The 15706-nt window shown below is 49.3% G+C and carries 7 protein-coding genes; all 7 read right to left on the bottom strand.

Annotated elements, in window-relative coordinates; genetic code table 11:
- The coding region (locus HY774_27020) for an Ig-like domain-containing protein (protein ID MBI4752156.1) at positions 1 to 1101 on the bottom strand (1101 nt) is incomplete at its 3' end.
- Between the two features lie 351 nt (positions 1102 to 1452).
- Positions 1453 to 2667: a hypothetical protein gene (locus tag HY774_27015; protein ID MBI4752155.1), complete on the bottom strand. Its 1215-nt coding sequence runs from the start codon at positions 2665 to 2667 to the stop codon at positions 1453 to 1455.
- On the bottom strand, positions 2664 to 8336 hold the full coding sequence (locus HY774_27010) for a hypothetical protein (GenBank protein ID MBI4752154.1): 5673 nt from the start codon (positions 8334 to 8336) through the stop codon (positions 2664 to 2666). Before HY774_27010 ends, HY774_27015 begins: the two co-directional genes overlap by 4 nt.
- Positions 8337 to 8474: 138 nt before the next feature.
- Positions 8475 to 9698 carry a hypothetical protein gene (locus HY774_27005; protein ID MBI4752153.1) on the bottom strand — a complete coding sequence of 408 codons (1224 nt, stop codon included), beginning with the start codon at positions 9696 to 9698 and terminating at the stop codon, positions 8475 to 8477.
- A 10-nt stretch (positions 9699 to 9708) separates the two neighbouring features.
- Positions 9709 to 10632 (bottom strand): hypothetical protein, encoded by a 924-nt coding sequence (locus HY774_27000; GenBank protein MBI4752152.1) that lies wholly within the window; start codon positions 10630 to 10632, stop codon positions 9709 to 9711.
- 434 nt (positions 10633 to 11066) lie between these two features.
- A complete protein-coding gene (gene ptsG, locus HY774_26995) occupies positions 11067 to 12848 on the bottom strand; it encodes a PTS glucose transporter subunit IIBC (protein ID MBI4752151.1) in 1782 nt (593 codons plus the stop codon).
- Between the two features lie 47 nt (positions 12849 to 12895).
- On the bottom strand, positions 12896 to 15463 hold the full coding sequence (ptsP, locus tag HY774_26990; GenBank protein ID MBI4752150.1) for a phosphoenolpyruvate--protein phosphotransferase: 2568 nt from the start codon (positions 15461 to 15463) through the stop codon (positions 12896 to 12898).
- Positions 15464 to 15706: the final 243 nt, after the last annotated feature.

Here is a 15706-nt window from a genome sequence, read left to right as displayed (position 1 = left end):
AGCAATCAGCGCGGTTGAGCCGAGGACCGCCACATCAAGATTGACCGGTCCGGTTGCCGCCGTCCCACGGAGTTGCGGCACCGCTGGATTGGACATATCAATCACCAGCAACCCACCGTTCCGAACCGCCAGAAATGCCAGTTGGCGGCTGTCATCCACATCCACGGCATTGGCAAACTGGGTCACTGGATCTGGGAGCGAGTACGTTCCCACTTCATACGGTGAGAACGGAGAGGCAATATTGATGATTTTGAGACCGGTTTCACCGGCAGCGACATAAACATAATCACCTTTGACGACCAGGTCCACCGCATCCCGGAATGGAACCGTTGCGATCACCTGCGGATTGGTCGGATCGGAGATATTGACCACCGACAACCCACCTTCGGCACAGGCCAGGTAGGCAAAATCCCCAGCAATGCGAATATCATTGGCGCTTCCGTCCACATCCACGGCGCCAATCAGCTTCGGGCTGGCGGGCTGGCGGGCATCCACGATTTGTAATCCGGCAACCCCAGCCGCCACAAAGGCAAGCTGATTTTTGGCTTCGACATTGTTGGCCGAACCTGGAATCCGGATGTTGCCGACCAGCGATTCGGTAAAATTGGTGACCGCGACGAGGGTGTCTGACGCCAGAGTGGCATTCCGCACCCGAATCGTGGTCGAACCGGGCGCCACACCGGCAATTTTCCCTGCCGTATCCACGGCGGCAACCGAAGGATTGAGGGACTGAAAACTGGTGGCGGGATTGGCTGTCAAATCCAATGTTTCACCGGTATCAAATGTGCCAATCACCGAAAGCTGAACCAGTTCTTGCGGTATGATGGTGCCGATGGTTAGCCCAATTGAACGCGGAGTAACAGCCAGGGAAACCAGCCGTGGGCCGTTGTCCGGCGGGAAGCTCGTCGGGTCTTTCGGGTCGTAGCCAAGCTGGACTTCCGTCCCGTCATCAATCCCATCGCCATCGGAATCAGCGCTATTGGGATTGGTTCCCAGCGCCACTTCATCGCCATTGGTCAGTCCATCGCCATCCGGGTCGGCATCAGCGTCGAGTGGATTATTGGGATCCGTGCCGTTTTGGAGTTCGGCATCATCTGGCATCCCGTCATGGTCGGAGTCTACTGCAAGGCTAAAAGAGCCTAAATCTGTAATAGAGAAAGGAATGACGATTGCAGTTCGTGTTTTGCCATAGTAAGTAGGAAAAGGCTCGTTCTGTGATTTTACAAGCAATGACGAGCTCCAAAACAGTAGAATAAGTCCTGAGAGAGCCAGGAGTTTTAGAAGTAAGTTCGTTTTTTTCATATTCGAGTCATTCCTTGAATTTTCTGAAACCCACATAAAAAGCACTTTTGGGATGTAATCCCTCATAATTCAAACTTGGCCAATAGCTCCTGCTTGAGGAAAAATGGTTTTGTAATCAAATCCTTTGGTTAAATTAAGTTCTCAATAACTTTATCTTTTCTGATCATTTTTCCTCTCTTGGGCTTGTTGTAAACTTTCTAAAAGTGTTTCAACAACTTGTTTGTTTTTGATTTTCTCTTTGAGTGCGAATACAACTTTTAGATATTCCTCATTTGAAACTGCCAGCCAGCTAATCCTCCGAGCTGTTTCAATTTGTAATTCTTGTTCATACTCTTGCTCAAGCAAGTTTAGGTAAAATTGAAAAGCCAGCCGTTTGTCTCTCCCACGTGACGGAAACCAACCTATGACATTTAGCGACTTAATCCGTGTTTTGATCAGTATTTCTTTGTTTTCAATAATATCTGTGACTGCTTTTACCAAGCACTTATCACTCAGTGAGTTATGCTGACTGATAATCTGTAGCCTGTTTATTACTTTTTCAGCTTCATAGTTGTTCTTTATATTTTTTCCCCAACTTTCAATGAGACTGCTTCGGCGAATTGAGTCAGTCCAATGCTCTGACATTAAATCGCAAAAAACTTCATCTAACCTGATTTGCCCGCTTACTGAAAAATTCTTGTTTGAAAGTACAGTTTCCAAAAACCTTAACGTTTGTGGGGATTTGGTCTGACATAGAACAGTAACCGCCCAGCTTGAAAGCTCTGGAACCGGGCTGAGTACAAGTTTCTGAATAAGCAGGAACCGCTCTTTGGCAGGTGCTTTTAAGGTGGTTTCAACTGCTTCAGCCCACACTAAGGTTTCTGCATATCGGGATTGAGGCTCAATTTGTCTGGCTGGCTGGCCAAAGTAACCTGATCGTGGCCACACTGCCCAATATCTATCCTTTGCAAAATGAAGCGACCAAATTCCAATTTCACCTTGCTGGAGAGATGGGGAAAACCATCGTTTATAACTATTGAGTCCAGAGATCGAAGCTTCTACTTGAAAAATAGATTCTTTAAGATCAAAGGGGCCTTTGTAAACGTGGAGAATACGAACTAAAGCTATAATGATGTCCTTGTCAGGTTTTTCAGTTATACTAATAACTTCTGCTCTGACTAAAGTATATGGGCAAAGCATTTCATCACTAATGATGATTTGCGGTTCCTCAATTGATTTACAAATATTCAAAAGGTTTAATAAGCTTGAGGGCAGTATTGTATATAGAATGAAGAGTGTCAAAATTATTCTCGACATTTTACCTCCAGTACGGGAAGAATACGGTTGCACTTGTGAATAACGATATTCAAAAGCATCTGTGCTCATTTGGGGCATTTATCACAAATGGAACATGTTTCTAGTTGCCATACCAATAAATTGTCTGGTGAAACAAAGCTATTTAAATTGCATCGAGGGATAGTTTGAGTGCAATCTTCGGGGTTCCCATCTTCAGAAAATTTAATTAAGAAGGCTTCAATTTCACTTCCTGTTAGAACCTTGAAGAATTTATCACCTTGAATTGCGTTCCCTTCAGAAATAGGTGTAGATCTCCAGTTTCCACCTTGATCTATGTCGCCAGTCCCATCAAAAAACCAGTTCAACTTAGCTCGCTGGGTAAAAACTTTGTGCGAGCCAATTTCCCCAAAATCTTTGTGATTGCTAACCGCAACAACCACATAAAGATAATGTTTCATTAGTATACACATCTTATCAACTTGATCCCCGTTTATGACAAATTTACCATTTGGATCTGTTCCCTTTGGATCTGTTCCAAACGTAGCAGGAGAATCTCCTGTTTTGAACTCAACTGAACTTATTTCATCATTTTCAGGTCCATAAAAAGTAACCTCACCATCTCGTGGCCCCTCTGGACCTACAAATTCATAAGGAATTGTTTCGGAAACCAATACATCCCAGTGAATAAATCCATCCTCATATGTAACATTTCGTAGTCTTTTTTTTATTTGCTCGTAGTATGCTTGATTCAATGTAAACAGTGCTGTGTGGGCAGTTCCTAATTCAAGATATTTTGCTCCTCGTCTTTTTCCTTTGACTAAAGGGCCTTCAATGGCTTCAACTTTGAGACTACCTTTAAACGTTCTTTTTTCTGGATCTCCTGGTGACTCTGAAGAACTAATAAGTGGGCTTCCTGCTCCGTTTCTTTGAATTGGATTGCTTCTGTATTCCCCTTTGTTTTCTTTTTCACTTAGTTTCACTCGCACAACATTAACCTCTCTGGCACAAGTGAAGCCTGCAATTGGACTAAATAATACTTTACCGACAAGCGGACCCTCACTCCAGGTTACATTGCGGGAATGAAGATCATCACCACTTTTTATAGTGCCACCTTGAGCATCCCAGGTTCCAGCTTTTCCCCCAGGAACATCCCCTTTGTACAGATATGTTGAATACCCAGGAACATTGATTGGCCCACTCACTTGATAAACAGTGATACTGATTTTGTCTGTGCCTGGACGTGTTTTATTACCATCTTTCCAGTCCAATGAAATTTGTTCAGCCATTATGTTGGCACTTTTTAAAATCCCCTCCACATAGATTATATGTTCTTGGGAAGCATCGAATTCAAAAGAACCACTGGTCACGGCCTCGGTTCTTGCCTCATTTTTCCAAAGCTTGATATTTCCACTGGCAAAAACCAGGGCAAACTGGCCGCCAAATTTAATTGGCTCTATTTTTCGGATCCGCAATTTGATCAGATCATTTTCGTCTTCGATTAAACCTGTATCTTTTCTGTCAACGGTTCCATTATAGTTATCATCATCATTGTTTACAGGAACATAGCCTCCTTGACCCTGTTTTGATGAATCGTCCATTGGAACACCATCAGATTGGAGAATATCCAACGCAGTTTTCGGAGTCTCCTCGCAAACGGCATCAAATCTTTCAGGGATTCCGCTCGGAGAAACAAAAAGAATTTGATTTCCACTTCGAGTCGGCTCTCCTCCATTACTAGATGAGATTTTACAACTATAGCAAGATGAGGAATCAGCACGTGACTGAGTGTTACCAGCCATTTGAATACTGGGCAAGCTATTGCACTTATCGGGATCATCACTACTAACAAGGCCATCTGGCAGTGGGGCCTCAGGTGGGAACCCATGCCAGGCTCCAATATGAATTCCACTTGTAGGGTCGCTTGAAATAGTTTGTCCATCACCACTCACTTGGCCTGTTCCTACTTGAACATACCTTCCAGCATCATGATCAAAACTCATCAATAAAACCCTGCTATAGGGCGGTTGGTGATCAATGTTAGGAAATGTTACTTGTAACGGTGGGTCAAATAACGCTCCAGATGGTTGAACAGAAATATATAGGTTTGTGTAGCGCCCATCTTCAAGCGCCATAGGGACTCGATTGGTTGGAATACGAGTCACAGAAAAACGTTTATCTGTTATGTCAGGAGGAAACAATACCTGAGTCCCGGCTTTAGCAACAATTTGAATTGGTGGCTGACCTCCAACTACTGGAAGTTCATAAGTGGTGTCTTGTGTTACAACATTATTTTCATCTAATGGCAATAAGATACCTTCATTGACCTTTGGTAGAAAAAGAGGGCGCTCAAAATGGTTATCTACACCTGGAAGAATATCTACATCATATGAAATATTTGGCCAGCGACCTGGAAGTGACACTTCATCGCGTCCAATGACTTCAAGTAATTGGTGAGGACCTGACGAGACATTTTTCAACGTGAATTCCCCACGTGAGTCGGTACGCGATTGCTGGCCGCCCAGCCGAACTAACACATTAGGAAGAGATCTAAGGTTTTGGTCTACAACTCGTCCTGAATAACTGGTGACGTTGTTGATAGAAGGCGGAATTACTGTGCAGAAAAAATAGACTGGTGCTCTGAAGTTGTTTTCGAAAGTTGCCTGCACAAGCTGAACACCCAAAGCAGATCCGGTTGTATATTGAATTGCAGCCCGTCCTTGCGCATCAGTCAATACTGTATTTGTCTTTTGACCATTATCAAATCGCCCATCTCCCTGAAGAACTTTAAATACAATAACTTGTCCAGATACTGGGTTTCCTCCTGTATCTGTCAAGGTTGTCACAAATGGCCGAGGTAAGGGTGTATCGCGTAATCCCTTCTGGGCGCCACCAGTGCTAATATTGACCTGAAAAGGCTGCCCAGGCAAAGGCAATGGCCAACTCGGATTGCTTTCAATAACTACCTGAACGGCTGGTGAATTATTTTCAGATTGATCCACCGCCATAATATCAAAGGTGTTTGTGCCTGATTCCAATGGCACTGTGATTAAAAACATGCCTGTATCGGTAGTTGCTTGTGTTGTAATGGGTGGATTTATTCCAGTAATCCTAATTTGAGACGCTGGTTCTGTTTGCCCACCAATAACCTGAAATGAAAGACTGGTTGGGGATAAAATTGGAAAGAGCATTGGTTTTTCCGGAGGAGTCCGGTCAACTCCGAAAAGCAACAAGACCGAAGATCCTGTATTTCCAGCTTGGTCAGTTGCAGTCAGGAAGAAAGAGTTAAGCCCCTCGTTCAGAGGAAGATTTTCAATTCTGAAATAAGTTTCCGTACCGGAGACTGACTCATAGATGACTGGTAACCCATTGACTGTTATGTCAACGGGATGTAAGTCACTGACCTGACCCCGAATAATTGCGGTTCGTTCAGTAACCTGGCTTCTCGACGGAGGAGTAAGATTTTTGAAAACGGGTGGAATTGTATCTACAACCACCGTGCGGCTTTCTTGAACTTGTGTATTAAACACATCGGTTGCCACAATTTGTAGAAAATTTGTTCCTTCGTTAACAGGTATCTGTCCAATAATAGAGCCATCTTCTTTTACGGGAAGCAACATCCCATTAACACTAACCCTAATTTCACCAGCAAGTAAAGAAGAACCCTTGACATATGCAATAATTGTTAATGGGTTTTCTCTGTGGATTGAACCTTCAACCGGCTCAGAAACAGTCAAGGACAACGGATACAGTGGAGGTGTACGGGTAACAGTAAATGTTAAAATTTGAGTATTGCCGGAAATGTCCATAGCCTGGACCTGTAATAAATTTGTTCCTTCAACTAAAGGTACAGCAACTGAAAACTCATTTCCATTTCGGGTTGCAGGCACATTATTCACTGTGACTGTTGTGGCGGTCGCATCAGTCACCGTTCCAATGACGGTAATTTGGGATTCAGTCGTGGTGGCTCCGTCTTCAGGAGAAGTAATCGTCAAAACCGGCGCTGCAGTGTCAAGAACAACACTTCGTGAGGCACTTGAAGCATTTCCAAAAGCATCCGTGGCGGAAACAGCAATGGTGTTTGAGCCTTCGATGAGCGTCACGCTGGCGGTAAATTGTGTTCCGGAAAGGGGTGCGGGCTGGTTGTTGACCGTGACTGTAACCGTGCTGGCATCGGTGACTGTTCCAGAAACGGTGACTGGTGAAAGATTGGTGATCAAGCCTTCGGCGGGTTCAGTGATGGTGATGACGGGTGGAGTGGTGTCCTGTTGAACTTGAAGCGTGACAGTTCGGGTAGTTTCAGCCTTGTTCCTGGCTGCGTCTTCGGCTCGAATGATAAAAGTGTTTGGGCCTTCAACCAGTGACACAACCGCTGAGAATTCATTGCCGATTCGGGTGGCGGCGACATTGTTCACTGTAACTGTAGTCGTAGTGGCATCGGTGACCGTTCCGGTGATGGTGAGTTGAGTTTCGGTCGTGGTGGCTCCGTCCTGCGGAGAAGTAACCGTCAAAACTGGGGCGGTCGTGTCGAGCGTGACGTTTCTGGTTGCCGTTCCTACGTTTCCAAAGGTGTCAGTCGCTAAAACGGTAATCGTGTTTGAACCTTCAGCCAGCGTGACGGGAGTGCTAAATTGTGCTCCGGAAAGAGTTATGGGTTGGCCATTGATGGTCACAGTCACCGCACTGGAGTCGGTCACCGTCCCCGAAACGGTGATTGGAGAGGTTTTGGTGATTAATCCCTGGGCGGGTTCGGCAATCGTGATAACTGGGGCAGTGGTATCCTGGGGAGCTTGTGCCAGGATGGTGACGACTCCGCCTCCGTTGACGGTCAATCGGTCACAAATCACGTTTCCGGTCAATCGGCTGTTGACAGTGACGCTGCCGGCGGGAGCGTTCACCTTCCCGAACATCTGGCTGCCGCCGTTGAGGGTGACGCCTCCGTTGGAAATATTGAGCGTGAGCCACTGTGGGTTGGCGGCGTTGCCGATGCTGCCGTTAATGTTCGTTCCATTGCGAAGCGTCAACGTGACTGGTCCGACGATTTGAAGCTGGGTGCCTCCGTTGAGGGTCAGTCCTTGCAGATTGTAAACGGCGGGTTCAACGGCGTTCGCGACTCCGAAAATCAGAATACTGCTGCCGTTGACGGTAAAATTCCCATAGGTTCCGGCTGGAACGGAACGTGTTCCCGCATTGCCGTTCAAGGTCAAATTGCGGAGTGTGGCAAAGTCTCCGATCTGGTCGTTGGGATTATTCAAACTAACATCCCGTGTTCCAGTTGGTGTCGGAGGCGCAAGAACTGGCGTCAAGGCAACGGGATTGGTTCGGTTGACCAGGTTTCCCAGCGTGGCATTGCCATTCAAAGTTACCTGATAATTGGTCGGAATGGCGCTTCCGCTGCCGTCAATCACACCGCCGAAATTCGGGTTGCCATTGCGTCGCACGGTGGGAGTTCCCGGCACATAGAGCTTTTCGGTGATCGTCGCGCCACCGTTTAAGGTCACATTTTCTGGTGTTAGTTGCTGGATGCTGCCTTCCAGTCGTCCATTGATCGAAGGTGCCCGTCGAGACACAGCCTGTCCCCCAGGCAGGTTCTGTTTCACCCTCAATGATGGGAAAATCGGGGAAGACAAGGAGAATGAGGGGTTGACCAGATGTGGCAGATTGCTTCCAGCTTCAGCGGATTGCCGCGACAGTGAAGCCAGTGAAAAAGTAAAAAACAGTCCCGAAATCAACAACAATGAAACCAGAAAAAGGCGACGCATAATGTTCATATTCCCAAGAGTCAGTCGTTCGTAGTCAGTAGTCAGTAGTTCGGTAAACTCAATTTTGTGAATTATTTAACTGCTGTCAGTCAAAGAGTCATTTTCAATTCTTCATTCTTCATTCTTCATTCTTCATTCTCAGGGAGCGGAGCCAATCGGGTTGTCCCCAATTTCACGCCACGGCCAGGCTTGGAAGATCTCCGGATGTGATTTGAGGTAGCCACGTCGGCGCGTCTCCGCGACGTTGTCGCTGTGATATGAGTTGTATTTCTTCTGTTCGTGTTTGGCGGCTTCAAACATCCCGAACCGCCAGTACAACCCGGTCAGCTTCATATGCGCTTCGGTGTCGTCCGGGTCAATTTCCAATACTTTGGCATAGGCATTTCTGGCATCCGTGTCGCGGTACTGGAGCAAATACAGCGACCCAAGTTGCGTCCACACCTGACGATCACGGGGGAATTCTTGGGACAAAGCATTCAAATCAGCCAGGGCTTCCGAATAGCGAAACCGCTTGAGGTTGAGCATCGCTCGGAAAAATCGGGCTCGGGGTTGTTTTTCGTCGAGTGTCAGCGCCCGAGTGACTGCCTGTTCAGCCAGCACCAATGTTTCTTGAGATGAACCCACCCGTTCCATCCGCAACGCCGTCATCGCCAGATCAATGTTGAGGGCGAGTTCTTCAGGTGAACCCTTGGCTGCAAGCTTTAACCCTTCCTGGAATGCGTTGGCGGCTGGTTCAAACTGTTGCTGGTCAAAAAGAGCGACTCCATACGCTCGCCATTTTTGGATAGGCGAAAAGCTCTTTTGATACTGCGGAGTGACATCAACCAGAAGTCCAGCCATTTCAGTTGATTGAAGTATCCCAACCGTTGAAACAACTTCGGTCACTGGCGCGAGTCCAACTGCTGTCTCACGATTGACCCAATCGGTGAAATTCTTGTTGAACCGCCGATAGTTCACCGTGGCCGTGACGGTGATGGGCAGTCTGGCGGTTGGAGGAACTGGGACTTCAAATCGTCCAAGGTCCGCCCGTCCAGGTGGAATATGCCGGTCAAACGCGGTGGTGCGGGTGTTCCAGATGTCGTGTTTGGTAATCGGTTCGCTGTGGTTATCAATGGGGACGGACCGATAGGCGTGCGCCGAAGCGTCAAGTGTGCCGTCAGGGCGGACTTCTCCACTGTGGAGCAGCACATTTCCATTCGCATCCACGGCCTTGAATTCCAACCAGGCTTCAAAGATGTCGCGGAGTTCGGCTGGAAACGCGTGGCCGACATTGCGGTTGGCGACAACAACGTCGAAGACAAGGGTTCGGGGTTCAGGGTTCAGGGTTCGAGGTTCAGGGTTCGGAGTTGAAGAGATTGGCAAAGCAAAGATGTCATTTCTGGGTTTCGGCAAGCTGGTTGGGTGTGTTGTAAAACGTTGGGAGTGCCGTATTCGCTCCCGGCCAGCGGTGCGAGGACAATCCATTGGTTTCCGGCATGTGGCAATCCTGGCAGCTTTGGCGGTCGCGACGGGCCAGTGGTTGGACGGTTTCATTTGAAAAAGCTGATTGTTGCCATTCGTCATAAATCGCGAACGAACGCAGCCACTTCCGCTGATTGAGTTCCGGAACAACCGCCGCTTTGTGGCAGGCAGCGCAGAATTCAGGGGTTTTCAACAAGGGGCGCATCATCGCCCGGCGGTGCGAAGGAACATCCTCCAAGATTTCACGGTCAGTGACATCAGCCAGCCGCGTGCCATCAGCCGTTTCAAGTAGCGCCGGTTTGTCAATCACATAACTGCCAATCCCGGTGGTGTTGGTCGAGACAATGCTGTGACAAACCGAACAACTGACGCCCTCTTCGTCAAACGGACGGGCAAAGGTTGCTTTTTCAGAGAGCGCTCCGGAAAACAGAGCGACCGGGTTGTGACAGCTTTCACAATGGCGGGTGACAGCGATCTTTCGGTCACGAATCAGGTGCTTGACATTGGTCTGGTAAAACGGTTCGCGGAAGGAATTGCGGTGCGCCGACTCGCTCCACTGGGCATGGGCTTCGGTGTGGCAACCGGCACAGCGGGCCGCTGGGATGAATTCTTCCTGGTTGATAAATCCACCGGAGACCGTTGCGGCATTGGATGGAGCGAACAGGTTGTCTCCAAACGGGAGCTCGTAGTCGTGTAACGCTGCCTGTTCTTCGGCAATCGTTCCGGCACTGACCAGAAGCGGGGTAGAAATAGTTGAAAACATTCCCGTTTGCACAAACAGCCAGATAGCGACGTACACCGCAACCACGGTGATCCGGAAGAGTATTCGACCCATAAACCATTGTTTCCAATAGACTTCAACGTTGGTGAACTCATCTACGCCCGATCTTCAGCCGGGCACGACAAGCAATTTCCGACAGTTTCGAGAATGGCAAAAGTAAAACCGACCGCCTGAAAGCGGGACTCTCAACTGTATTCATCTGAAAGTGAAGTCTGGCTTGAGGAAGTGTTCCTTGATGACTGAAGAATACCCAACCGGCAAAGCGTGTTGGTTTGCCTGAGCATAAAGCCTGGCGAGGTGCAGATGGCCAAAATAAAACCTGCTTCCCACATAATAAGGTGCCCCCCCCCCTCAATTGTCAAGCTTTATTTTCAGGAATTTTCTGTTTTTCTCCAGTCGTTAGATGAAACTTTTTCAGAGGCTGTGAAAGAAAAGTCATCTTTTGCCTGGATGAACTATGAAAGCTGTGCTGGTTATAGTGAGGGAAATTATTGGGTGCTGAGTTGAGCATTTATTTCAGCGGCATACTGGTCAGAGTTAAGGCCAACCAGCAGGTGAATCACGCCGCCCGCCAGTTTCATCACACCGCCGGTCCCAGCCGCTTTCAAGGCTGATTCATCAATTTTGGCCGGGTTTGAAAGCACCAGCCGTAAGCGGGTTTCGGCACAGGCATCAACTCGCTGAATATTTGAAGCTCCGCCCAGTGCCTGAATCAATCGCCGGGCTTTTTCAGCCGCTTCAGGATCGCGCAACTTCGAGACCACCGTTGACGGCGGCGCGTCTTTGACTGGCGAGCTTTCTTCGGTCACTTCGGCTTCGGGTCCGGCCACTTTCAGGTATTCGGACATGTCGGTTTTGAGATTTTCCGACTGAGTTCCGAAAATAGCCTGTACCCCATTCCCAACCGTGAGCACGCCAGCGGCACCGAGGGCTTTGAGCTTGGCGGCGTTGACCTTTGAAATATCGTGGAGGCTGACGCGGAGCCGGGTAATGCAGGCATCGAGGCCGGCGATGTTGCTGCGACCACCAAAGGCCAGCACCAGTTGCCGGGCCATGCTATGGGCCACTTCGGTATGGGCGTCGGCGATTGACAGGGCTTCGGCTTCGCGCCCAGGTGTTTTGAGATCAAATTTTTGAATGGCAAACCGAAACACGCCATAGTACACCCCGGCCCAAAGTGGACCCAGGGCCAGCAGCCAGATGGCATTGTGCGATTTGGGAAACAGGACGATGTAATCAATCATGCCGTGGGAAAAGGTCATGCCGTGTTTGATGCCGAGCTTGATACACAGAAAATAAGCCAGACCACACAACACGGCGTGCATTCCATACAGCCGGGGTGCCAGAAACAAAAAGGCAAATTCAATCGGTTCAGTGATTCCAGTCAGGAATGAGGTCAACGCACCCGAGACCATAATGCTCCCGACTTTGGCTTTTTGGTCGGGTCGAGCGGTGTGCCAGATGGCAATGGCCGCCGCCGGAAGGCCCCACATTTTGAATAAATACCCGCCGGTCATATTTCCAGCGGTTGGGTCACCGGCCACAAACCGGTTGATTTCGCCAGTGACATACTTTCCAGTCGAAGGATCAAGGTATTTACCAACTTCAAAGAAAAACGGGACATTCCAGATATGGTGAAGCCCAAACGGAATCAAGAGGCGTTCCACAAAGCCATACAGACTAAATGCCAGGTCGGGTCGTTCGTTGGCCGCCCACCGGCAGGCCGTATTAATTCCGGCTCCAATTGGCGGCCAGATAAAACTCATTACAATCCCAGTTCCAATCGCAGCGAAGGCGGTAATGATCGGCACCGAACGTTTCCCGGCAAAAAAACCAAGGTAGGAGGGCAGGGTGATTCGATAAAACCGGTTAAATGCCCAGGCGGCAATCAACCCAATCAAAATACCGCCAAAGACGCCGGTTTCGATTGAGTCAATACCCATAATGGGTTTTGTCTCAACGTTCATCATTTTGGCGGTGGTGCCCATCGTGGCCAGCAACACGACAAACCCAACCGTTGCTGCTACGGCGGCGACTCCGTCGTTTTCGGTCAACCCGACGGCCACGGCAATCGCAAAAATCAACGGCAGGTTTCCGAAAATGGCCCCTCCAGATTGAGCCATAATGTTGGAAACACTTTCGGGAATGAAAAACAGATGGGCGCTGCCGACGCCAAGTAAGATCCCGGCCACGGGCATCACCGACACCGGGAGCATCATGGCTTTCCCGATTTTCTGAAGGACGGAAAAGGCATTTCTCCACAACATGATCAATGGACCAAACGCCGAAGGTGTTTCAACTGCCTGTGCCGTGGCGCTCATTTCATTTCTCCTGAATCTTCATTGATGGGGACAAGTTCACGCACCTGTGCCCCATTGTCGAGTTTGAGGGCCTGCCTGGCCAGCTCGCGGCATTCGGCTTGACTGAGGTTCCGAATTTGGGCTTTGATCGCTGGAATGACCGGCAGGCTGACACTGAGTTCCGTGACCCCGAGTCCAATCAGGATCGGCACCGCGTGCGGATCACTGGCAATGCCGCCACAGACGCCAACCCATCTGCCATGTGCCTGGGCGCCCTGTACCGTTTGATCAATCAGGTGGAGCAGACTGGGGTTTAACGCATCAACCTTGGATGCCATTTTCGGATTGCCCCGATCCATGGCCAGCGTGTACTGGGTCAGATCGTTGGTCCCAATCGAGAAAAAATCGGCTTCCCGGGCAAACTGTTCGGCCAGAATCGCCACGGATGGAACTTCAACCATAATTCCCATTGGAATTGGGTTGATCCCGAGTGCCTGACATTCCTCCAAAAAAATGGCTTTTGCATCCCTTAATTCCGAGAGCATGGCAATCATCGGGAACATCACGCTGATCTTCCCAAACTGTGAAGCCCGCAAAATCGCCCGCAGTTGTGTCCGTAAAATCACTGGACGATCCAGGCCAATACGGATTCCACGCTCACCCAAAAAAGGATTGTCTTCTCTGGCAATCGGAAGATAGGTCAGCGGTTTATCGCCACCGACATCAAGCGTGCGGATAATCAAAGGGCGGTCAGTCCCAACCGCTTCGGCAATTTCTTTATAGGCTTGAAATTGTTCGTCTTCGGTCGGTGCCGTTGTCCGTTCCATAAACAGAAATTCAGACCGGAGTAATCCAACGCCTTCACCCCCCAGGGATGGAACATTTTTGGCATCGGACAGGCCGCCGATATTCCCGACAACTTCGATGTGGTGCCCATCTCGGGTCAAGGCCGGTTCGTGCGCGTGGGAAAGATCGGATTTGCGTTTGGTTTCGCGGGATTCAATCCGTTTTTGGATCCGCTCGATTTCGCCAGGATTGGGGTTGAGCCGAAGCGTGCCTTTGGACCCATCGAGGATGACAGGGGTGCCATTGGGGAGTTCGAGTGCTTTGGGATCAATTCCCGCAATGGACGGGATATCGAGAGATCGAGCCAGAATGGCAACGTGCGACGTCGCCCCCCCGAGCGAAGTACAAAAGCCTCGCACGACTTTGCGGTCAAAGGTGGCGGTGTCGGAGGGTGTCAAATCTTCAGCAACCAGGATGGATTCCGCCGGGATTTTAAGCGGTTCGGGAGAGACCCCAGTCAGGCAGATCAAAACGCGCTGGCCCACATCGCGCAGGTCATTGGCGCGTTGGGCCAAAAGCTGGTTTCGCAGTTGAGCCAGCCGTTCCGCATGCAAATTGACGGCTGATTTCCAGGCAAACGCCGCGCTTTTCCCTTTATCAATCATTGAGGCAGTGATATCGAGCAGGTCAGGGTCTTCAAGCAGTTCCTGATGGGCCGCAAAAATGGCTGCTTTGGCGGGATCAGCCGTGCCGTGGAGCTTTGCCTGAAGGGCCTGCAGTTGGGCTTTTCCTTTTTCGAGTGCCTGAGTGAGCTGGATCCATTCCTGATCTGGAGTCGTTCCGTCTTCTTCAACTTCAACTTCCTGGCGATGCAACTGAAAAACAGTGCCGACCGCAATTCCAGGTGACGCGCTGACCCCCACCAGAACATTTGGGTCATCAGACTGATGTTTCGGTTGAGGTGCCGGCGCCGCCGATGCCACCGTGGTGGCCGGTGCCGGTGCCGGTGCGTGGCCTTCATCACCCAGGCCAAGTTTGACGAGTTCAGTCAGGGTATCAATCGCCGCTTCAGCTTCTTCGCCTTTGGCAACCAGGACAATTTTGTCATTGTAGCTGACTTCAAGTGCCAGAATCGAAGTGACACTTTTGGCATTGGCATAGTCATCGCCGCGCCGGAGTTTGATTTCAGCTTTATATTTCTTGGCGACATTGGCCAGCACGGCGGCGGGGCGGGCGTGAAGGCCCGTCAGATTCGGAATGATAATTGCCTCTGAGGTAACAACTTTTCCCTCTGCCAGAGCGCTCTCAGGGCTGATATCTGCTAAATGAAGCGTCAAAACTGGATCTTTCCCAGCTTCAACCGTCCCCGAAGCTGGTTCGAAGCGGGCCACCCGGTCACTATTGGTAATTACCAGTTGGGTCAACAGGCTACGGGCATGCGTAGCAATAAAATCGGCATCAAACTCGATCAAAGCTGCACCGGACTGAACTTTGTCACCAAGCTTGACCTTTGGCATAAAACCTTTGCCTTTAAGGCTTACAGTGTCTAATCCAATGTGAATCAGGACTTCCAACCCCCCCGAAGTCAGGATGGTTACCGCATGGTTGGCGGTATGAAGCTGGACAATTTCGCCATCGCAGGGCGCCAGCAAGATTTGACTCAATGGGTCAATCGAGATCCCATCTCCAACCATTTTTTGAGCAAATACCGGGTCAGGAACCCGTTCCAGGGGCAGAAGTTGACCCGAGAGTGGCGCTTGAAGGATAACTTTTGTGGGAGAAGAGAATGGGCTTGACATGGTACGGAGTGATCCGAATGAAGAATTGAGAATGAAGAAAAAGTCAGTAGTCAGTAGTCAGTAGTCAGTAGTTGATGAGTCAGTAGTCAGTAGTTGATGAGTCAGTAGATAAAACCCGGATAGTTGAATCCGTGGAATTCTTGAAAAGAATTGTTCCTAAATGACTCAAATGGAACCAAATACGCTTGACAGATAATTCAAAATCCCAACACTCGACTACTGACTACTGACTACTGACTACTG

It is taken from the genome of Acidobacteriota bacterium, assembly GCA_016208495.1.
In the GTDB taxonomy this organism is placed as follows: Bacteria; Acidobacteriota; Blastocatellia; order Chloracidobacteriales; family Chloracidobacteriaceae; genus JACQXX01.
Note: the sequence above shows the minus strand (reverse complement) of the source record. Positions and strands in the feature narration are given on the sequence as shown.

Coding starts and splice junctions, on each gene's coding strand:
- HY774_27010 (MBI4752154.1), bottom strand. CDS start 8,336: ATGCGTCGCCTTTTTCTGGTTTCATTGTTGTTGATTTCGGGACTGTTT.
- ptsP (MBI4752150.1), bottom strand. CDS start 15,463: ATGTCAAGCCCATTCTCTTCTCCCACAAAAGTTATCCTTCAAGCGCCA.
- HY774_27015 (MBI4752155.1), bottom strand. CDS start 2,667: ATGAGCACAGATGCTTTTGAATATCGTTATTCACAAGTGCAACCGTAT.
- HY774_27000 (MBI4752152.1), bottom strand. CDS start 10,632: ATGGGTCGAATACTCTTCCGGATCACCGTGGTTGCGGTGTACGTCGCT.